The sequence below is a fragment of the Streptomyces sp. NPDC033845 genome, from assembly GCF_055576225.1.
This window is the reverse complement of sequence record NZ_JBVIRI010000005.1, coordinates 488,517-507,028: the sequence shown is the minus strand read 5'-3', so window position 1 is coordinate 507,028 and position 18,512 is coordinate 488,517. Positions and strand designations below refer to the sequence as shown.

General features: G+C 73.4%; 17 protein-coding genes. 9 read left to right on the top strand and 8 right to left on the bottom strand.

Features of this window, described 5'->3' with window-relative positions:
- Positions 1–165: 165 nt before the first annotated feature.
- From ACZ50K_RS14635 to mshD, 3 genes are all read right to left on the bottom strand, one after another.
- Positions 166–1,170, bottom strand: a complete 1,005-nt coding sequence (locus ACZ50K_RS14635; RefSeq protein WP_468902312.1) for a CHAD domain-containing protein — start codon at positions 1,168–1,170, stop codon at positions 166–168.
- The gene (locus tag ACZ50K_RS14630; RefSeq protein WP_468902310.1) at positions 1,151–3,382 is read right to left on the bottom strand and encodes an RNA degradosome polyphosphate kinase; all 2,232 of its coding nucleotides are present in this window, start codon (positions 3,380–3,382) and stop codon (positions 1,151–1,153) included. The genes ACZ50K_RS14635 and ACZ50K_RS14630 overlap by 20 nt, the downstream gene beginning before the upstream one ends.
- Positions 3,383–3,636: 254 nt before the next feature.
- Positions 3,637–4,581 (bottom strand): mycothiol synthase, encoded by a 945-nt coding sequence (gene mshD / locus ACZ50K_RS14625; protein ID WP_468902307.1) that lies wholly within the window; start codon positions 4,579–4,581, stop codon positions 3,637–3,639.
- Between the two features lie 115 nt (positions 4,582–4,696).
- Here mshD and ACZ50K_RS14620 point away from each other — a divergent pair, with 115 nt between their 5' ends.
- Both ACZ50K_RS14620 and ACZ50K_RS14615 read left to right on the top strand, forming a co-directional pair.
- A complete protein-coding gene (locus tag ACZ50K_RS14620; protein WP_468902304.1) occupies positions 4,697–6,514 on the top strand; it encodes a bifunctional metallophosphatase/5'-nucleotidase in 1,818 nt (605 codons plus the stop codon).
- 176 nt (positions 6,515–6,690) lie between these two features.
- Positions 6,691–7,572 carry a phosphatidylinositol-specific phospholipase C gene (locus tag ACZ50K_RS14615; RefSeq protein ID WP_468902303.1) on the top strand — a complete coding sequence of 294 codons (882 nt, stop codon included), beginning with the start codon at positions 6,691–6,693 and terminating at the stop codon, positions 7,570–7,572.
- Here ACZ50K_RS14615 and ACZ50K_RS14610 read toward each other — a convergent pair.
- From ACZ50K_RS14610 to ACZ50K_RS14590, 5 genes are all read right to left on the bottom strand, one after another.
- Positions 7,546–9,021: a HAMP domain-containing sensor histidine kinase gene (locus ACZ50K_RS14610; protein WP_468902300.1), complete on the bottom strand. Its 1,476-nt coding sequence runs from the start codon at positions 9,019–9,021 to the stop codon at positions 7,546–7,548. The genes ACZ50K_RS14615 and ACZ50K_RS14610 overlap by 27 nt on opposite strands.
- Entirely contained in the window at positions 9,018–9,758 is a 741-nt protein-coding gene (locus tag ACZ50K_RS14605) for a response regulator transcription factor (protein ID WP_468902294.1), read from the bottom strand. The genes ACZ50K_RS14610 and ACZ50K_RS14605 overlap by 4 nt, the downstream gene beginning before the upstream one ends.
- 178 nt (positions 9,759–9,936) lie before the next feature.
- Positions 9,937–11,142 carry a S1C family serine protease gene (locus ACZ50K_RS14600; RefSeq protein WP_468902292.1) on the bottom strand — a complete coding sequence of 402 codons (1,206 nt, stop codon included), beginning with the start codon at positions 11,140–11,142 and terminating at the stop codon, positions 9,937–9,939.
- A 107-nt stretch (positions 11,143–11,249) separates the two neighbouring features.
- Positions 11,250–12,272, bottom strand: a complete 1,023-nt coding sequence (locus tag ACZ50K_RS14595; protein ID WP_468902289.1) for a LacI family DNA-binding transcriptional regulator — start codon at positions 12,270–12,272, stop codon at positions 11,250–11,252.
- Between the two features lie 24 nt (positions 12,273–12,296).
- Positions 12,297–13,100: a response regulator transcription factor gene (locus tag ACZ50K_RS14590; RefSeq protein WP_468902286.1), complete on the bottom strand. Its 804-nt coding sequence runs from the start codon at positions 13,098–13,100 to the stop codon at positions 12,297–12,299.
- A 458-nt stretch (positions 13,101–13,558) separates the two neighbouring features.
- Here ACZ50K_RS14590 and ACZ50K_RS14585 point away from each other — a divergent pair, with 458 nt between their 5' ends.
- The 7 genes from ACZ50K_RS14585 to ACZ50K_RS14555 all read left to right on the top strand — a co-directional run bounded on the left by ACZ50K_RS14585 (position 13,559) and on the right by ACZ50K_RS14555 (position 18,481).
- The gene (locus tag ACZ50K_RS14585; RefSeq protein ID WP_468902283.1) at positions 13,559–13,813 is read left to right on the top strand and encodes a MoaD/ThiS family protein; all 255 of its coding nucleotides are present in this window, start codon (positions 13,559–13,561) and stop codon (positions 13,811–13,813) included.
- A 580-nt stretch (positions 13,814–14,393) separates the two neighbouring features.
- Positions 14,394–15,605 carry a hypothetical protein gene (locus tag ACZ50K_RS14580; RefSeq protein ID WP_468902447.1) on the top strand — a complete coding sequence of 404 codons (1,212 nt, stop codon included), beginning with the start codon at positions 14,394–14,396 and terminating at the stop codon, positions 15,603–15,605.
- Positions 15,606–15,699: 94 nt separating this feature from the next.
- Entirely contained in the window at positions 15,700–16,416 is a 717-nt protein-coding gene (locus ACZ50K_RS14575) for an LmeA family phospholipid-binding protein (protein WP_468902281.1), read from the top strand.
- 159 nt (positions 16,417–16,575) lie between these two features.
- Positions 16,576–16,659, top strand: a complete 84-nt coding sequence (locus ACZ50K_RS14570; RefSeq protein ID WP_389475332.1) for a putative leader peptide — start codon at positions 16,576–16,578, stop codon at positions 16,657–16,659.
- 184 nt (positions 16,660–16,843) lie between these two features.
- Positions 16,844–17,689: a sulfurtransferase gene (locus ACZ50K_RS14565; RefSeq protein ID WP_468902279.1), complete on the top strand. Its 846-nt coding sequence runs from the start codon at positions 16,844–16,846 to the stop codon at positions 17,687–17,689.
- A 61-nt stretch (positions 17,690–17,750) separates the two neighbouring features.
- Positions 17,751–18,041: a DUF1416 domain-containing protein gene (locus ACZ50K_RS14560; protein ID WP_468902276.1), complete on the top strand. Its 291-nt coding sequence runs from the start codon at positions 17,751–17,753 to the stop codon at positions 18,039–18,041.
- Between the two features lie 167 nt (positions 18,042–18,208).
- Positions 18,209–18,481, top strand: coding sequence for a DUF3099 domain-containing protein (locus tag ACZ50K_RS14555; protein ID WP_468902274.1), 273 nt, complete (start codon positions 18,209–18,211; stop codon positions 18,479–18,481).
- Positions 18,482–18,512: the final 31 nt, after the last annotated feature.

Here is an 18,512-nt window from a genome sequence, read left to right as displayed (position 1 = left end):
AAGTGGCCGACGGTCGCGAGTGAACGGATGGTGAACCGTGGCGGACGGCATGGTGCGGTCCCGGTCCGATGCGCCCGGGGGTCATCTCGCGTTACCTGGCCGTTATCGAACGGAGACCGTGCGGCCACTCCCGCCCGGACGGGCGGGAGTGGCCGGATCTCGCCGTCACAGGGAGACGGGGGACCGCAGCCAGATCTGCTGGAAGGCGAAGCGGGAGGCCTCCACCTCGTACCGCTGGTCGGCGTGCAGCACCCCGAGGGCGTACGCCGTCGCCGGGGCGATCCGCGGGGTGTTCGCGGCCGTGGCCGAGGCGGCGGCCGCCTCGGCGGCGTCCCGGTGCCGGTTCAGGGCCTCGCCCGCCTCGGCCAGCCGGGCCACGTCCTCGCCCAGCGCCTCCCGGGCGTACCGGTGCACCCGCAGCAGTCCGCGCACCGTGTGCCAGGGCGCGTCCTGGTGCGAGTCCTCGATCAGCGCGTCCGCGTTGTACGGGTGGGCCGCCCGGACCAGCGGCAGCGCCGACACCGCCGCGGTCAGCCGGCTCTCGGTCTGCGCGGCCAGCGGCACGAGCACCTCTCCGACCGGGCCGGCCGCCGCCACCCGGTCCAACTGCACCTCGGAGGCCAGCACCGCCACCGCGTCGGCCACCGCGTGGAACCGGGCCGAGCCCAGGGCCTGCAGGGTGGCCGAATGGGCGCGGGTGCGGGCCAGCGTCAGCTGCCGCTCCAGCAGGGCGCCGGCCCGGGCCGAGCCCACCGTCAGGGCTCCCGCGCTGCCGCGCGGGGCCGGTACCTCCGGGGTGCCGGACAGCCGGTGCAGGGCGTCCATCAGCCGGGTCAGCCGGGTGCCGTAGGCGTCCTCGTCGGCCAGCGTGGAGGACAGCCAGACCAGCTCGGTCCGCAGGCCGTCCGCCCAGCCGGACTCGGTGACCGGCCGGAAGGTGGCCAGCGAACCGCTGATCCGGCGGGCCGCACCGCGCAGGGTGCGGGCCGCCAGGGTGCCCTCCGCCGCGTCCGAACGGCTCTCCTCGTGCAGCCGCAGTCCGCGCAGGAAGCAGGTGGCCTGGGCGCGCAGATACGCGCTCAGCACCTCCCCGGCCGTGCCCGCGGGGGCCTGTGGGGCGGTGCCCAGGGCGGCCCCCGCGGCGGTCAGGTCATGGTTTCGCTGAGCCACGCCGGCGCCTCCGGGCGTCTATGAGCATCTCCTGTACGTGCCGCAGCGGCTGGCCCTCGGGATCGGTGGCGTGCCGGGTCCACTCGCCGTCCGGCCCCAGGTGCCAGGAGGCGGTGGCGTCGGACATCCCGGTCTCCAGCATCCGGTCCAGGGCCGCGCGGTGGGCCGGGTCGGCGACCCGGACCAGGGCCTCGATGCGGCGGTCGAGGTTGCGGTGCATCATGTCGGCGCTGCCGAACCACACCTCGGGCTCACCGCCGTTGCCGAAGGCGAACACCCGGGAGTGCTCCAGGAAGCGGCCGAGGACCGAGCGGACCCGGATGTTCTCCGAGAGCCCGGTCACCCCCGGGCGCACGGCGCAGATGCCGCGCACCCAGATGTCCACCGGCACGCCCGCCTGGGACGCCCGGTAGAGGGAGTCGATCAGGGCCTCGTCGACGATGGAGTTGACCTTGATCCGGACGTAGGCGGACCGGCCGGCCCGGTGGTGGGCTGCCTCCTTGTTGATCCGGGATATCAGGCCGTCCCGGAGCGAGCGCGGGGCGACCAGCAGCCGGCGGTAGGTCTCCCGGCGGGAATAGCCCGACAGCCGGTTGAACAGGTCGGAGAGGTCCGCGCCGACCTGCGGGTCGGCGGTGAGCAGCCCCAGGTCCTCGTACAGCCGGGCCGTCTTCGGGTGGTAGTTCCCGGTGCCGACGTGGCTGTAGCGGCGCAGGGTCTCGCCCTCCTGGCGGACCACCAGGGACAGCTTGCAGTGGGTCTTCAGCCCGACCAGGCCGTAGACCACGTGGCAGCCGGCCTCCTCCAGCTTCCGCGCCCACTTGATGTTGGCCTGCTCGTCGAACCGGGCCTTGATCTCGACCAGGACGAGGACCTGCTTGCCGGACTCGGCGGCGTCGATCAGTGCGTCGACTATCGGGGAGTCGCCGGAGGTGCGGTACAGGGTCTGCTTGATCGCCAGCACGTCCGGGTCGGCGGCCGCCTGCTCCAGGAAGGCCTGCACGGAGGTGGAGAAGGAGTCGTACGGGTGGTGCAGCAGCACGTCCCGTTCGCGCAGCGCCGCGAAGATGTCGGGCGCGGACGCCGACTCGACCTCGGCGAGGTCGCGGTGGGTGCCGGCGATGAACTTGGGGTACTTCAGCTCCGGCCGGTCCAGCGAGGAGATCCCGAAGAGCCCGGTCAGGTCCAGCGGGCCGGGCAGCGGGTACACCTCGGCGGCGGACACCTTCAGCTCCTGCACCAGCAGGTCCAGCACGCCCGGGTCGATGGACTCCTCGACCTCCAGGCGGACCGGCGGGCCGAAGCGGCGCCGCATGAGCTCCTTCTCCAGGGCCTGGAGGAGGTTCTCCGCGTCGTCCTCCTCCACCTCCAGGTCCTCGTTGCGGGTCACCCGGAACATGTGGTGGGCGAGGACCTCCATCCCGGGGAACAGCTCCTCCAGGTGGGCGGCGATGACGTCCTCCAGGGGGACGTAGCGCTGCGGGGAGGCCTCCAGCAGACGGGGCAGCAGGGGCGGCACCTTGACCCGGGCGAAGTGCCGGTGGCCGCTCACCGGGTTCCGGACGACCACGGCCAGGTTCAGGGACAGGCCGGAGATGTACGGGAAGGGGTGCGCGGGGTCCACGGCCAGCGGGGTCAGCACCGGGAAGATCTTGTTCCGGAACAGCGTGAAGAGGCGGGCCTGCTCCTTCTCGGTGAGGTCCGGCCAGCGGATCAGGTGGATGCCCTCCTCGGCGAGCGCCGGGGACACGTCCTGCTGGTAGCAGGCGGCGTGCCGGGCCATGAGCTCGCGGGAGCGGGTCCAGATGCCCTCCAGGACCTCGCGGGGCTGAAGTCCGGAGGCGGAGCGGGTGGCGACCCCGGTCGCGATGCGGCGCTTGAGGCCGGCCACCCGGACCATGAAGAACTCGTCGAGGTTGCTCGCGAAGATGGCGAGGAAGTTAGCCCGTTCGAGGAGCGGGGTGGCCGGATCCTCGGCGAGCTCCAGCACCCGCTCGTTGAACCCGAGCCAGCTGCGCTCCCGGTCGAGGAACCGGCCGGCGGGCAGCTCGCCGCCCTCCCGGTCCTCGTAGGCGTCCAGATCGGCGTCCAGATCGGGCTCGATATCGGCGTGGGGGCGGTGCGCGGCTATGGAACCCAGCCTCGCGCTCCGCTCCGTCTTGGAGTGCTGGACAGGGACCTCGGAGGGGCTGGCGCCGGGCTGGTGGCTCATGACTCCATTCTTCCGCGCACGCGGGAGGACAGGCGCGTCGGACGGGTCGGCGGTCAGTCGAAGTCCGGGCTGCATAGGGGGGAGCGTCGCAAGCGAGGCTGAATGCCCGGTTAATAACGTATGGCTTCCAGGCAGCCATGCCGCTGCGCGCTCGGCGGCCGGGGCCCGGGCCCGGCCCCTGCCCGGGCGGGCACGGGCCGGGTGCGGGCCGGGCAGGGGACGGGTCCGGGGCCGGGTCCGGGGCCGGTCCGGGGTCAGGATTCGGTGCGGTACATCAGGTCCACCTCGTGGGTGGTGAAGCCCAGGGACTCGTAGACCCGCAGGGCGGCGGGGTTGTCGGCGTCCACGTAGAGCATGGCGGTGGGCAGGCCCGCCCCGGCCAGGTGGCGGAGGCCGACGGCGGTGAGCGCCTTGCCCAGGCCGCCGCCCTGGGCGGCGGGCAGTACGCCCACCACGTAGACCTCGCCGAGGGCCTCGGCCGGGGAGTCGGCCGGGTGGACCTTGGTCCAGTGGAAGCCGACCAGCGCGCCGTCCCGCTCGGCGAGGAAGAAGCCCGCCGGGTCGAACCACGGCTGGGCCTTGCGGTCGTCGAGGTCGAGCTGGGTGAGGGAGCCCTGCTCGGGGTGGTGGGCGAAGGCCGCCGCGTTCGCGGCGAGCCAGGCGGCGTCGTCGGCGCCGGGGACGAAGGTGCGGACCGTGACCCCGGCCGGCAGGACCGGCTCGGGGAGCGGCGGGGCGCCGGGGGCGTCCAGCGGGCGGCGCAGCTGGCGGAGTTCGCGGAACAGGGTGAGGCCGAGGACCTGGGCGAGGTGGCGGGCGGCGGGCCGGCCGCCGTGCGCCCAGACCCGCACCCGCTTGCCGGTCTCGGCGAGCACCGCCGAGCCGAGGGCGCGGCCGTGGCCGCGGCCCCGCAGGGCCGGGTGGACGACCAGTTCGGTGGCCGGGGCCTCGATGGGGTCGGTGTCCTCCAGTTGTGCGTAACCGGCGAGGCGGCCGCCCTCGGTGAGGAGGAAGTGGCGGATTCCGGGCCGCCGGCCGCCGCGGATCTGGAGCCGGCCCTGCTCGGAGACAGCGGTGGTGCCGTCCGTGCGGGCGGCGTCCTCGATGAGGGCGAGGACCGATCCGGCCTGTTCCTCCGTCAGTTCGTCGTACGTCGAAATCTGGCGTCCCGGCTCCACGGCCGCTGCTGCGTCAGTCATGTGACGAGCCTACGACCGCAACCTCCCCGTAACCCGTTACCCCCTGTCGTGCTACGCGCGTTGACCATAGGCTGCGGGCACCTCCCGAACGTTCGCTGTCCGCAAAGGGGAACTGATGTCAGCGACACCACAACGGCACCGCCGAGCCCGACGGTTGACCCTCGCGGCGCTCGCCGTCACGGCCGGCGCCGGAGCCATGGTCGCCGCCGCGCTGCCGGCCGGGGCCACGAGTGGTGGCGGTGCCGGCAAGAGCAGGACCGTCGATGTGCAGCTGCTGTCCTTCAACGACTTCCACGGCACGCTGGAGCCCCCGCAGGGCTCGTCCGGCACCGTGACCGAGCGTCAGGCCGACGGAACCACGAAGGCCATACCGGCCGGTGGCGTCGAGTACCTGGCGACCAGCCTGCGCGAGGCCCGCAAGGGCCACAAGTACTCCGTCACCGCCGCCGCCGGTGACATGATCGGCGGCAGCCCGATGCTGTCCGGTCTCTTCCACGACGAGCCCACCATCGAGGCGCTGAACAAGCTCGACCTCGACGTGACGAGCGTCGGCAACCACGAGTTCGACGAGGGCAAGGCCGAGCTGCGCCGCATGCAGTACGGCGGCTGCCACCCGGTCGAGGGCTGCTACGAGTACGGCAAGACCTTCCTCGGCTCGGAGTTCCAGTACCTCGCCGCCAACGTGACGGACGCGAAGACCAAGCGTCCGATGATGTCGCCCACCTTCGTGTGGAAGAAGGGCGACGTGAAGATCGGTTTCATCGGGGTGACCCTGGAGGGCACTCCGGACATCGTGACCGCCGAAGGCGTCAAGGGCCTGAAGTTCGGCGACGAGGTCGAGACGATCAACAAGTACGCCGCCGAACTCAACCGGCAGGGCGTGAAGTCGATCGTGGCCCTGATCCACGAGGGCGGCCTGCCCGCCAGCGGCGCCTACAACTACGACTGCGACGTGCCGGGTGCCGGCGCGGGCGTCTCGGGCGCGATCGTGGACATCGCCAAGAACGTCGACGCCAAGGTCGACGCGCTGGTGACCGGCCACACCCACCAGGCGTACGCGTGCAACATCCCCGACCCGGCGGGCAACCCGCGCTCGGTCACCTCGGCGGCCTCCATCGGCCGGCTGTTCACGGACACCACGCTGACGTACGACCTGAAGTCCAAGGACATCGTCCGGACCCCGGTCAGCTCGCCGAAGCCGGTCAACAAGCTGGTCGGCCGGGAGCAGCCCAAGGCCCAGGACATGACCGACCTGATCGCCCGCTGGAACGTGCTGGCCGCGCCGATCGCCAACCGTCCGCAGGGCTTCATCTCGGCCGACATCCCCGGCCGCGGTTCCCCGGCGTACGAGAAGCCGCTCGGCGACCTGATCGCCGACGCCCAGCTGGAGGCGCTGGCCCCGGCGGACAAGGGCGGCGCGCAGCTGGCCCTGATGAACCCCGGCGGTATCCGCTCCGACCTGGCCTACGCGGCCTCCGGGGCCGAGGGCGACGGTGTGGTGACGTACGGGGAGTCGTTCACCGTGCAGCCGTTCACCAACATGATGAACGTGGTGGACCTGACCGGCGCGCAGCTGGTGACCGCGCTCCAGCAGCAGGTTTCGGGCCCGGTCAACGAGGCGAGCCCGAAGGTGCTCCAGGTCTCCAAGGGCTTCACCTACACCCTGGACATGACCAAGGCGGGCGCGGCCCGGGTCGTGGTGGACTCGGTGCGGCTCAACGGTGCGCCGATCGACCCGGCGAAGACCTACCGGGTCGCGATGAACGAGTTCCTGGCGGGCGGCGGTGACGGGTTCACCGTGTTCAAGGAGCACAAGAACAAGCTGGTGGGCGCGTCCGACCTGGACTGCTTCAACGCCTACCTGACGAACAACTCCTCGCCGGCGAACCCGATCGTGCCGCCGGCGGCCGACCGGATCACCGTCATCAAGTAGGCGCGGGAAGCGGGGCCGTTCCGGAAGGGGGCGGCGGACCGGGACCACCCGGACCGCCGCCCCCTTCCGGCGTTCCCGGGCCCCGCCGGGGACGCCCGATGGCTACCGACGGGTAGTCAGATGTGACCTGTGCACGACATAATCCGGCTGACGCGGCAGCCGGCGAAGGGGCGGGCATGGCACTGGACAGGCGCACATTTCTGGTCGGAGCGGTCACGGCGGGAGCCGCCGCGGCAGGGCTCGGAGCGGCCGCCGCTCCCGCCGCGGCCCGCTCCCTCGGCACCCGGGACTGGATGGCGGGCGTGGCCGACGGCACCCCCCTCCAGCGGCTCACCATCCCCGGCACCCACGACTCCGGCGCCCTGCACGGCGGCCTCTACGTGGCCTGCCAGACCATCGGGATCAGCGCCCAGCTCGACGCCGGCATCCGCTTCCTGGACGTCCGCTGCCGGCTGACCGGCGGCTCCTTCGCCATCCACCACGGCTCCTTCTTCCAGAACCTGATGTTCGGCGACGTCCTCGTCTCCTGCTGGAACTTCCTCGCCGCCCACCCCACCGAGACCGTGCTGATGCGCGTCAAACAGGAGTACTCCGGCGAGAGCGACGCCGCCTTCCGCGCCGTCTTCGACGACTACCTCGACAACCGAGGCTGGCGCCCGCTCTTCCACATCGGCTCCACCCTGCCCTCCCTCGGCCAGGCCCGCGGCAAGGTGGTGCTGCTCGCCGACAACGGCGGCCTGCCCGGCCTGCGGTACGGCGACGGCGCCCACTACGACATCCAGGACGACTACAACACCGAGCCCTTCGCCAAACGCGGCCGGATCGAGAACCACTTCCGCAAGGCCGTCCAGCAGCCCGGCAAGCTGTTCGTCAACTACGTCTCCACCGCCGCCTACATGCCGCCGCGCTGGAACGCCGACCGCCTCAACCCGCAGATCCACTCCTTCGTCAACGGATCCGAGATGGCCGGCCGCACCGGCCTGGGCGTGGTCCCGATGGACTTCCCCAACACCCGCGGCGGGTTCATCGAGTCACTGATCGCCCACAACCCGGTCTGACGGATCCCCCGGCGGCGGGGTCGGCGCGCCCGGCACGCGGAGCACCGCCTCCGTGCCCGGGCCGCCGTCCCCCGGCGCCCGCAGCTCGGCGCTGCCGCCCGCCCTGCGGACCGTACGGTCCACGATCGACAGCCCCAGCCCGCTGCCCGGCAGCGCCCGGGCGGTCTGCGAACGCCAGAACCGCTCGAACACGTGCGGGAGCTCCTCGGCGGGGATCCCCGGACCCCGGTCGCGTACGGTCAGCTCCCCGGCCCTGAGCACCACCTCGACGGTGCCCCCGGGCGGGCTGAACTTCACCGCGTTGTCCAGGACGTTGACCACCGCCCGCTCCAGCGCCGCCGCCTCCCCCCGTACGTACCAGGGGGCCAGGTCGGCCCGGAACTCCAGCTCCGGACCGCGCAGCCGGACGCGGGACAGCGCCGTCCCGGCGATCTCGTGCAACGGGACCACCTGGAGCGGACCCGGCGCGGCCGCGTCCGGCCGGGACAGCTCCTGGAGGTCCCCGATCAGCGCCGCCAGTTCCGTCATCTGCGCCTTCACCGAGGCCAGCAGCTCCCGCCGGTCCTCCGGCGGGATGGCCCGGCCGGTCTCCTCGCTGCGGGCCAGCAGCTCGATGTTGGTGCGCAGCGAGGTCAGCGGGGTCCGCAGCTCGTGCCCGGCGTCGGCGATCAGCTGGGCCTGCCGGTCCCGGGAGGAGGCCAGCGCCGCCGTCATCGAGTTGAACGACCGGGACAGCCGGGCGATCTCGTCCTCGCCCTCGTCCGGGATCCGCACGGTCAGGTCCTCGGTCCGGGCGATGTGCTCCACCGCGCCGGTCAGTTCGTCCACCGGCCGCAGCCCGGTCCGCGCCACCACCAGCCCGGCCGCGCCCGCGCCGACCACCCCGACGCCGGACACCAGGAGCAGCACCCAGGCCAGGGTGTTGAGCGGCTTGTCGATGTCGGCCAGCGGCTTGGCCACCGACAGCGTCGCCAGCCGGTTCACCAGCTGGTTCCCCGCACGGATCTCGACCGGCAGCGGCTGGCTGAACACCCGGACCGGCTCGCCGTCGACCGTGGTGGAGTCGTAGAGGGTGGCGGGGCGCTCCCCGGCCGCGATCTCCTTGTCGATCCGGGTGACCGGCAGGGTGTCCCGGCCGTCCAGCCAGCAGTGCGTGCCGTTGGGCAGGCCGATCTGCACGATCGGGTTCAGATCGCCGACGAACTGGCCCGGCCCGGTGGTCGGCGGGGCCGACAGACAGCCCTGGGCCGGCACCGCCTGGATGACCTGGGTGACGTCCGTGGAGCGCAGTGCGTCGTCCAGCTGGCTGCGCAGCTGGGTGCGGACCATGAACCAGGCCACCGTGGCCACGCCCGCCACGGCCACCGCCACCGCGGTGGCCACCAGCAGTGCCAGCCGGGACCGCAGCGGCAGCGCCCGGAACCTGCGGACCGGGGCGAGCGGGCTCACTCCGGCCCGCCGTCGCCGGACCGCAGGGCGTAGCCGACCCCGCGCACGGTGTGCACCAGGCGGGGTTCACCGCCCGCCTCGGTCTTGCGCCGCAGGTACATCACGTACACGTCCAGGGAGTTGGAGCTGGGCTCGAAGTCGAAGCCCCAGACCGTCTTGAGGATCTGCTCGCGGGTCAGCACCTGCCGGGGGTGCGCCAGGAACATCTCCAGCAGGGTGAACTCGGTGCGGGTCAGTTCCACGGCCCGGCCGCCCCGGGTGACCTCCCGGGTGGCCAGGTCCATGCGCAGGTCGCCGAAGGCGAGGACGTCCTCGGCGGCGCCGTCGGCCGGGGCGGCGGCCGCGGCGGCGTAGGCGCTGCGCCGGAGCAGGGCCCGGACCCGGGCGAACAGCTCGTCCAGCTCGAAGGGTTTGACCAGGTAGTCGTCGGCGCCGGCGTCGAGGCCGGTGACCCGGTCGCCGACGGTGTCGCGGGCGGTGAGCATCAGGATCGGGGTGACGGTGCCGGCGGCCCGCAGCCGGCGGGCGGCGGTCAGTCCGTCCATCCGGGGCATCTGGATGTCGAGCACGATCAGGTCGGGGGAGTAGGCGGCGGCCTTGTCGAGGGCGTCGAGGCCGTCCACGGCGGTCTCGGTGCCGTACCCCTCGAAGGCGAGACTGCGGCGCAGGGCCTCCCGGACGGCGGGCTCGTCGTCCACGACGAGCACCCGCTGCTGGTCGCCTTCGGCGGGATTCACTGGGCCCCCTGGCTGGTGCGGTGGGATGGGTGACACGGATGGTCATGCGTGACATGGGTGACATGGGTGCGCGGCGGCGGCCATGAGGCCGTCGCCGTGCGTTCCAGCGTGCCACGGCGGGCCGTGGCGGTGCCCGGATCCCGGGCGCGGAGGGGTGCGGGGATCCGGGAGGGATGCCCTAGAAGCCGGTGCCGAAGCCGAACCCGGGGTCGGAGGAGTCGCCGCGGTCGCCGCCGCCCTGCTCCGAGCCGGTGCCGCCGGTGCCCCCCGGGCCGCCCTTGCGGAGCGAGTCCAGGTCGGCCTTGATGGTGTTCACCGGGATGGCGAAGCCGAGGCCGACGCTGCCGGCCTTGGAGCCGTCGGAGGCGGGCGAGTAGATCGCCGAGGGCATGCCGACGATCTCCCCGTTCAGATTGACCAGCGCGCCGCCCGAGTTGCCCGGGTTGAGCGAGGCGTCGGTCTGGATGGCCTGGTAGGAGGTGGTGTCGGAGCCGGTCTCGCCGTTGAACTGCTGCCCGCCGAAGGAGAACGGCCAGCCGCCCTGGCCGCCGCCGCCGTCCTGTCCGCCCCGCTGCTGCTGTCCGGAGTCGGACTTGGGCACGTTCACCTCGCGGTCCAGGGCCGAGACGATGCCGCTGGTGACGGTGCCGGTCAGCCGGTCCGGGGAGCCGATGGCGACCACCTCGTCACCGACCTTCAGCCGGTCGGAGTCGCCCAGCTTGGCCGGGGTGAGGCCGCTCGCGCCCTCCAGCTTGATCAGGGCGAGGTCCTTGTCGGGGTCGGTGCCGACCACCTTGGCCTGGTACTTCTTCCCGTCGCTCATCGTCACCTGGATCTCGGAGGCCCCGCTGATCACATGGTTGTTGGTGGCGATCTCGCCGTCCGCGGTGAGGACGATGCCGGAGCCGGTGCCGCCGCTGCCGCCCGTGGTGCGGGTGTCGATCCGGACCACCGACGGGCTGACCCGCTCGGCGACCCCGGAGACGGTGCCCTGGCCGGCCGAGGCGGAGATGGGGCTGCTCAGGAACCCGCCGCCGCCGTCGGCCGGGTGGCCCAGCAGCCGCTGGACGGCGACCGCCGTGCCGCCGCCTACCACCGCCGCCGCAATGGCCACGGCCGCCAGCAGGGCCACCGGCCGGCGGGCCCGGGCCCGGCTGCCGCGCCGCGGGGCCTCCTCCTCGGCCGCCGACCGGGCCACCGTCTCGCCGGGGATGACCTGGGTGGCCGGGCCGGCCGGGGGCTGGTGCGCCTCGTGCCAGCCGGGGGCGGCCGGCGGGTATCCGGGCGGCGGCGGGAAGCCGTCTCCGGCGGCGGTCACCGGCGCGGGCGGAGTCGGGCGGTGGTCCTCGTGGTACCCGCCTTCGCGGCGGTGGCTGTCGGTCATGGCTATGACTCTGTCCACCGTTGATGAGAGCTTCCTGAGTACGGCCTGAGAAGCCCGACAGAACCGCGTATGCCCGAAATAAGGGCCCGACCGGAAGTCCGGAAGAGCTACGCGCAGCCGCAGCTGCGGCGGATCACCAGGGCCGAGGGGAACTGCTTCAGGCGTTCCCGGCGGGAGCCGGCCACCCGCAGCCCGTCGTCGAGGACCAGGTCCACGGCGGCCCGGGCCATCGCCGGCCGGTCCGAGGCGATCGTGGTCAGCGGCGGGTCGGTCAGCGCCGCTTCCTTGACGTCGTCGAAGCCGGCCACCGCCAGCTCCCCGGGCACGTCGATGCGGAGCTCGCGGGCGGCCCGCAGCACGCCGATCGCCTGGTCGTCGGTCGCGCAGAAGATCGCCGGCGGGCGGTCCGGCCCGGCCAGCACCTCCAGGGCCACCCGGTAGGCGTCGTAGCGGTTGTAGGGGGCCTCGAAGAGCCGGCCCTCGACCGAGCGCCCGGACTCCAGCATGGCCCGCCGCCAGCCCTCCACGTGGTCGGCCACCGGGTCGCCGACCGAGGGGGTGTTCTCCACCCCGCCGATGCAGGCCACGTACGCGTACCCGTGCTCCAGCAGATGGCGGGTGGCGAGCTGGGCGCCGCCGATGTCGTCCGTGACCACCGCGACGTCGTCGATGGCCTCCGGGCGCTCGTGCAGCAGCACCACCCGGGCGTCCCACGCCTCGATCTCGGTGGCCGCGCGCTCGCTCATGCCCTGGCTGACCAGGATCAGTCCGGAGACCCGCATGCCCAGGAAGGCCCGCAGGTAGTGGACCTCGCGCTCGTCCCGGTAGTCGGAGTTCCCGACCAGGACCATCTTCCCGCGCTCGGCCGCGGCCTGTTCCACCGCGTGCGCCATCTCCGCGAAGAACGGCTGCCGCGCGTCCGGCACGATCATGCCTATGAGGTCGGTCCGCCGCGAGGCCATCGCCTGGGCGACGCGGTCGGGCCGGTACCCCAGTTCCTTGATCGCGGCGAGAACACGCTCGCGCGTGGCCGGGGCAACCGGCCTGGGTCCGTTGTTGATGACGTACGAGACGACGGCGGTAGAAGTACCCGCCAGTCGCGCTACGTCATCCCGCGTCACCTTGGCCACGCCCGGAAGTCTACGCGGGGTGACCTACCTCTGGGCAGGGCGTCCTGCGTTCTGGACGTCCCGGGATCCGGCCGGTTCGCCCTCCGCCATCCGGGGGACCCCGCCGGCACCCTCCGCGGCCGCCGTCTTACGGGCCTCCTCGGCCGCCCGTTCGACCTTCTCCGGGGTCACGAACCGGTAGCCGACGTTGCGCACGGTGCCGATCAGCGACTCGTGCTCGGGGCCCAGCTTCGCCCGCAGCCGCCGGACGTGCACGTCCACCGTCCGGGTGCCGCCGAAGTAGTCGTAGCCCCACACCTCCTGGAGCAGCTGCGCCCGGGTGAACACCCGGCCCGGGTGCTGCGCCAGGTACTTCAGCAGCTCGAACTCCTTGAAGGTGAGGTCCAGCACCCGGCCCTTGAGCTTCGCGGAGTACGTGGCCTCGTCCACCGACAGGTCCCCGTTGCGGATCTCCATCGGGGAGTCGTCGGAGCCGAGCTGCTGCCGCCCGGTGGCCAGCCGCAGCCGGGCCTCGACCTCGGCCGGGCCCGCCGTGTCGAGGAGCACGTCGTCGATGCCCCAGTCGGCGGTGACGGCGGCCAGCCCGCCCTCGGTCACCACCAGGATCAGCGGACAGCCGGGCCCGGTGGAGCGCAGCAGCTGGCACAGCGAGCGGACCTGGGGCAGGTCTCGGCGGCCGTCGACGAGGATCACGTCGGCGCCCGGGGTGTCCACCAGGGCCGGGCCCTCGGCGGGCGCGACCCGGACGTGGTGGAGCAGCAGGCCGAGGGCGGGCAGCACCTCGGTGGACGGTTGCAGGGCGTTCGTCAGCAGCAGCAGTGAGCTCATCGCGACGACCTCCCGGCGGCGGTGGTCGTGCGCTCGTGCAGGTATGGCTGGCCCATCACGTCGGTTCCTCCTCGGTCCCGTCGAGGACGTGCTCTGTACGGGTTGCGGTCCCCGCGCCCTGAGGCCCGCATGGATTCCACTGTTCGCACTGTGTTCAACGTGCAGAAAGCACAAAAGGACCCGGGGGGCTACGTTGCCCAGGTCCTCTTCCCCGTCAGGATAGCCCGCCGGGCCTTGCGGGGCCGAGGGCGCTGCCGTGACCAGTTCTGTGGTTCGCACCACCCCGCGCCCCCCGCGGGTTCGTGGGTATGACCGGTTTCACCTGATCGGTTGACCTCCGTCGGGGCCCCGAGGGCGCACCGGGGGCGCACCGGGGCACGCCGTGGCCCGGGCGGTGCCGGGGTCGTGAGGGGTCATCATGGAGGCCGACGGTACGGAGCCGACGAAGGGAGCTTGCAGTGGCAGCGGGAACCATCCGCTACTGGGCGGCGGCGAAGGCCGCGGCCGGCACGGCGGAGGAGCCGTACGCGGCGCGGACACTGGCAGAGGCGCTGGACGCGGTCCGGGCCGCGCACCCCGGGGAGCTGACCCGGGTGCTCCAGCGCTGCTCCTTCCTGGTCGACGAGCACCCGGTGGGCACGCGCGGGCACGACACGGTCGCGCTGACCGAGGGCGGCACCGTCGAGGTGCTGCCGCCGTTCGCGGGCGGGTGACCGGCACCCCATGACCACCCCGACCCCCGAGAACCACCGCCCCGAGGGCGATCCCCGTCCGGAGCAGCCCGGGACCTACCCGGAGCCCGGGACGTACCAGGAGCCCGGGACGTACCCGGAGCCCGGGGCGCTGCCCGCGGACCCGTACGCCACCCAGACCTGGCAGACCGACACCTGGGACACCGCCTACCAGCCGCCGCTGGGCGAGGTGCCCGGCCAGGGCCGGCCACCGGCCGCCCCGGACGGCTGGTTCCGCGAGGAGCCCGGGCCCCGGCAGCAGCCGGACCGGGTCCCGGCCGAGCCGGCCGGCCGGCCGGACCCGCAGCAGCCCGGGCAGCCGTACGGCGCCCTGCCGGCGGACCCCCCGTACGGGCAGCCGTCGTACCCGCAGCCGTCCTACGGCGCCCAGCACCCCGCGCCCGTGCCGTCCGCCCCGGGCTACGAGCAGGCCCCCGCGGCCCCGGACGGCTGGTTCCGCGAGGAGCCCGGGCAGCGGCCGCAGCCCGCCCCGGAGGCCTGGGACGGGAACACCGGCACCGCCCCGGCGGCCGGCCCGCAGGGCTGGCCGGAGGCCGGCCGGCTGCCCGGCCAGGGTGCGCCCGGGGTCGAGGAGACCGCCTATCTGCAGCCCTACCCCGGCCCGCAGGGCCCGACCCCGCAGCCGGCCCCGCAACCCGCCCCGGACCCGCTCGCGACCCCCGACCCGGCCCCGGGTTCCGGCCGCCGTCGCGGCGCCTCCGCCGAGCAGGGCTCCGGCCGCCGTCGCGGTGCCCCGGCCGAGCAGGGCCCCGGCCCCGCGGCCGCGGCGCCCGCGCCGGGCCACGGCGCCCACGCCGGGCGGCCGGAAGCGTCCGGGCCGCGCCACGGCGCGCCCGCCGCCCCGGAGGGGGCCGCGCAGCCCGGCGGCCCGGCGCCCTATCCGACGTACGGGAGCCCCGAGCCGGTGGCGGAGCCGGGTGGGCCGGCCGGGTCCGGCGCCGAGCCGGGTGCGGCGGCGGCCGGGTACTCCTCGCCCACGCTGGCCGGCACCACCCGGATAAGGGATCCGCGTCAGGCCCGGGCCGAGGGCCGGTCGCCGATCATCGACCCCGGGCCGCAGGCGGCCCTGGTCACCGTGGCCCTCGGGGCGCTGCTGGCCGGTGCCGCGGCCGTGGCCGAGCTGGCCCTCCTGGTTCCGCTGATCGCCCTCCAGGCGCTCACCGCGGCCGGCTGGTTCCGGCTGAACGGCATGTGGCCGGCCCGCCAGGGCATCGTCCTGGCCTTCGCCGGCGCGGTCACCGCCGACATCGCCGTGCTGGCCGTCGGGGAGGACCACCGGGCCGGCGCGATCGTCGGGACCCTCGGTGCCTGGGTGCTGCTCACCCTGGTGCTCCAGCTCCGCAGCCACGCGGACCCGGACGAGCGGATGTACGGCCTGATGGCCTCGGTGGCCTCCGCGGCCCTCGCGATCGTCTGTGCCGGATACCTGGCCGCCGACCCGGACGCGGTGGCCGTCGGCGCGGCCGCCGTGGCGGTGGCCGTGTTCACCCGCGCGCTGCCGCTGCCGTCCGCGCCGTCGGTGGGCGTCTCGCTGGCCGCCGCGGCCGGGGCCGGGATCGCGGTCGGCGGGCTGAACCAGGTCGGCGCGGCGGGGGCCCTGGTGGGTCTGGCCGCCGGGCTGTGCGCGCTGATCGGGCTGCGGGCCGCGGCGTACGACTACCCGTCCCGGTTCGTGCACATGACCGCCGGGGTGGCGCTGCCGCTGGCCGCCGCCGCCCCCGCCGTCTGGCTGATGGGACGCGTGATCAACTAGTCGCGGCGGACGGGCCGGCCGTTCCCGCGAAGGGACCGGCCGGCCCGGCCGTCGCCCGTCCGGACGACGAACCGACACCTTGGGGGAACGGGACATGGGTCTCATACGCGGCCGGCGGCGTCCGGCAGTGCTGCTGCTCGTCGTCGGCCTGGTGCTCGCCGGGCTGCTCCTCGCCGCCGACCGGATCGCGGTCGGCGAGGCCGAGTCCCGGATCGCGGACCGGGTGCGGGACGGCCGGATCCGGGCGGCCGGGGCCGAGGTGGACATCCACGGGTTCCCGTTCCTCACCCAGGCCCTCGGACACCGTCTGGACCGGGTCGACGTCCGGCTCACGGACGTGGAGACCACCACCTCGGAGGGCCGCCGGCTGCTGATCTCCGAGCTGGACACCCGCTTCCACGAGGTCCGGCTGGACTCCTCGTACGCGCGCGGCACCGCGACCCGCGCCGAGGGCTCCGCCCGGATCGGCTATCCGGCGCTGACCGCCGCCTCGACCGGCGGCGTGGTGATCACGTACGGCGGGGCGCCGGACAAGGTCAAGGTGACCGCCTCCGTGGAGGTCCTGGGCCGGACCCTGTCCCGCAGTGTGATCTCCACCATCACGGTGGTCGACGGGCACACCGTCCGGGTCCGGGCCGACGAGGTGCCCGGTGAGGGCATTCCCGGCATCGAGCGGCTGATCAGGGAGAAGACCGATTTCGACCGTCGGATCGAGGGCCTGCCGACCGGCCTGGAGGTGTCCGCGCTGACCGCGGACAAGGCCGGACTCCGCTTCTCCGTGGAGGGCCGCGAAGTGGACCTGGCCGGATAGTGAGACGACCGGGTCCGATCCGCAGGCGCAACGGACCCCCGGACCTCTCCCGACCCCCTCGCGGGACCTTCCGGAACGACCCGCGTCCCAATATCCGGACGATCCTGTCTCGACATATGACACACCGGTGACAGGGGTGCCGATTCGTCCCTACGATCCATGCCCATGAAGCGAATGCAGGCGGACCTCACGAAGCGACGGGCAGTAGACCTGTGTCGCGTCGCCGCCATGCTCTGTCGCTGACCGAGCGCGGCACGACGTCGCTCCCGCAGGCCGCACGACGGCCCTTCCCCGCGTGATCCCCGCACCGCCACCCGCCCCTGTGCCTCCCCGCGCAGACCGGCCGAGCGCACCCGGAGCCACGCACCCCCGCTGTTCGCACAGCACCCGCACAGCCCCGCCGCACACTGCCCCGGAGGAGAACACCATGAGCCGCAGCGACGTCCTCGTAGACGCCGACTGGGTCGAGGCCCACCTGGACGACCCGAAGGTCGTCATCGTCGAGGTGGACGAGGACACGTCCGCGTACGACAAGAACCACATCCGCAACGCCGTCCGGATCGACTGGAAGCAGGACCTCCAGGACCCGGTCCGCCGCGACTTCGTGGACCAGGAGGGCTTCGAGAAGCTGCTCTCCGCCAAGGGCATCGCCAACGACGACACGGTGGTCCTCTACGGCGGCAACAACAACTGGTTCGCCTCCTACGCCTACTGGTACTTCAAGCTCTACGGCCACCAGGACGTCAAGCTCCTCGACGGCGGCCGCAAGAAGTGGGAGCTCGACTCCCGCGACCTGGTCGACGGCGCCGAGGTCCCGCAGCGCGCGGCCACCCAGTACCAGGCCAAGGCCCAGGACACCTCGATCCGCGCCTTCCGCGACGACGTCGTGGCCGCGATCGACAGCCAGAACCTGGTCGACGTCCGCTCGCCCGACGAGTTCTCCGGCAAGCTGCTCGCCCCGGCCCACCTCCCGCAGGAGCAGTCGCAGCGCCCCGGCCACGTGCCGAGCGCCCGCAACATCCCGTGGTCGAAGAACGCCAACGACGACGGCACCTTCAAGTCGGACGAAGAGCTGACCGCCCTCTACGAGGCCGAGCAGGTCGATCTGGCGAAGGACACCATCGCCTACTGCCGCATCGGTGAGCGTTCCGCGCTCACCTGGTTCGTCCTGCACGAGCTGCTGGGCCAGGAGAACGTCAAGAACTACGACGGCTCCTGGACCGAGTACGGCTCGCTGGTCGGCGTGCCGATCGAGCTCGGCGCGGCCAAGTAGTTCCCCCGCCGGGCAGAGCGCGCCCGGCAGCGGCAGACCTCTCTAGGACAGGACAGAGAACATGTGTGGAGCACAGATCGGCGGGCCCGACCTCTCGACCCTCAAGCCGGGCGAGACGGCCATCCAGGGCCAGGTGACCAAGGACGGCGAGCCCGTCAGCGGGTACGTGCGGCTGCTGGACTCGACCGGTGAGTTCACCGCCGAGGTCCCGACCTCGGCCACCGGCCAGTTCCGCTTCTACGCGGCCACCGGCAGCTGGACGCTGCGGGCCCTGATCCCCGGCGGCCAGGCCGACCGCTCCGTGGTCGTCGCCGAGGCCGGCGGAGTCACGGACATCGCCATCGCCGTCTGAGCACGGCAGACGGTTTGACCGGCCGAAGGGCCGCACCCCCGGGGGTTGGACGCCACTGACCGGGGTGCGGCCCTTCGTGCCGTTCCGGCGCCGGTGCGGTGCCGTTGCGGTGCCGTTCCGGGCCGGGCGCCGTTCCGGGCCGGGCCCTCCGGAACTACGCTTGGTTCATGTATGCGCGGCGCCGGCGCGCCTATTTCTGGCTGATGGGCGGATGCCTCTTCCTCTTCGTCTCCGCCTGGAGCTTCGTGCGCCTGTGGTCGGTGGAGGCCGCGGTGGCGCTCTGTGTGGTGGCCATGGTCATCCCGCCGGTGGCCGCGATGGTGGCCAACCGGCGGGGGCCGGACGACCGCTGGTGGGACGACCCCTCGGGCGACCGGACCTCCGACGAATGGTGGGACGAACTCGACGGCAAACCCCGCCGCCGGGATACCGAATCGTGATCACACCCGCTACAACCCCCACCCCCGGGCC

Bases quoted from the DNA above. Each gene is read 5' to 3' on its own strand.
- ACZ50K_RS14630 (WP_468902310.1), bottom strand. From the start codon at position 3,382: ATGAGCCACCAGCCCGGCGCCAGCCCCTCCGAGGTCCCTGTCCAGCAC.
- mshD (WP_468902307.1), bottom strand. From the start codon at position 4,581: ATGACTGACGCAGCAGCGGCCGTGGAGCCGGGACGCCAGATTTCGACG.
- ACZ50K_RS14620 (WP_468902304.1), top strand. From the start codon at position 4,697: ATGTCAGCGACACCACAACGGCACCGCCGAGCCCGACGGTTGACCCTC.
- ACZ50K_RS14615 (WP_468902303.1), top strand. From the start codon at position 6,691: ATGGCACTGGACAGGCGCACATTTCTGGTCGGAGCGGTCACGGCGGGA.
- ACZ50K_RS14600 (WP_468902292.1), bottom strand. From the start codon at position 11,142: ATGACCGACAGCCACCGCCGCGAAGGCGGGTACCACGAGGACCACCGC.
- ACZ50K_RS14590 (WP_468902286.1), bottom strand. From the start codon at position 13,100: ATGAGCTCACTGCTGCTGCTGACGAACGCCCTGCAACCGTCCACCGAG.
- ACZ50K_RS14575 (WP_468902281.1), top strand. From the start codon at position 15,700: ATGGGTCTCATACGCGGCCGGCGGCGTCCGGCAGTGCTGCTGCTCGTC.
- ACZ50K_RS14570 (WP_389475332.1), top strand. From the start codon at position 16,576: ATGCCCATGAAGCGAATGCAGGCGGACCTCACGAAGCGACGGGCAGTA.
- ACZ50K_RS14565 (WP_468902279.1), top strand. From the start codon at position 16,844: ATGAGCCGCAGCGACGTCCTCGTAGACGCCGACTGGGTCGAGGCCCAC.
- ACZ50K_RS14560 (WP_468902276.1), top strand. From the start codon at position 17,751: ATGTGTGGAGCACAGATCGGCGGGCCCGACCTCTCGACCCTCAAGCCG.
- ACZ50K_RS14555 (WP_468902274.1), top strand. From the start codon at position 18,209: ATGTATGCGCGGCGCCGGCGCGCCTATTTCTGGCTGATGGGCGGATGC.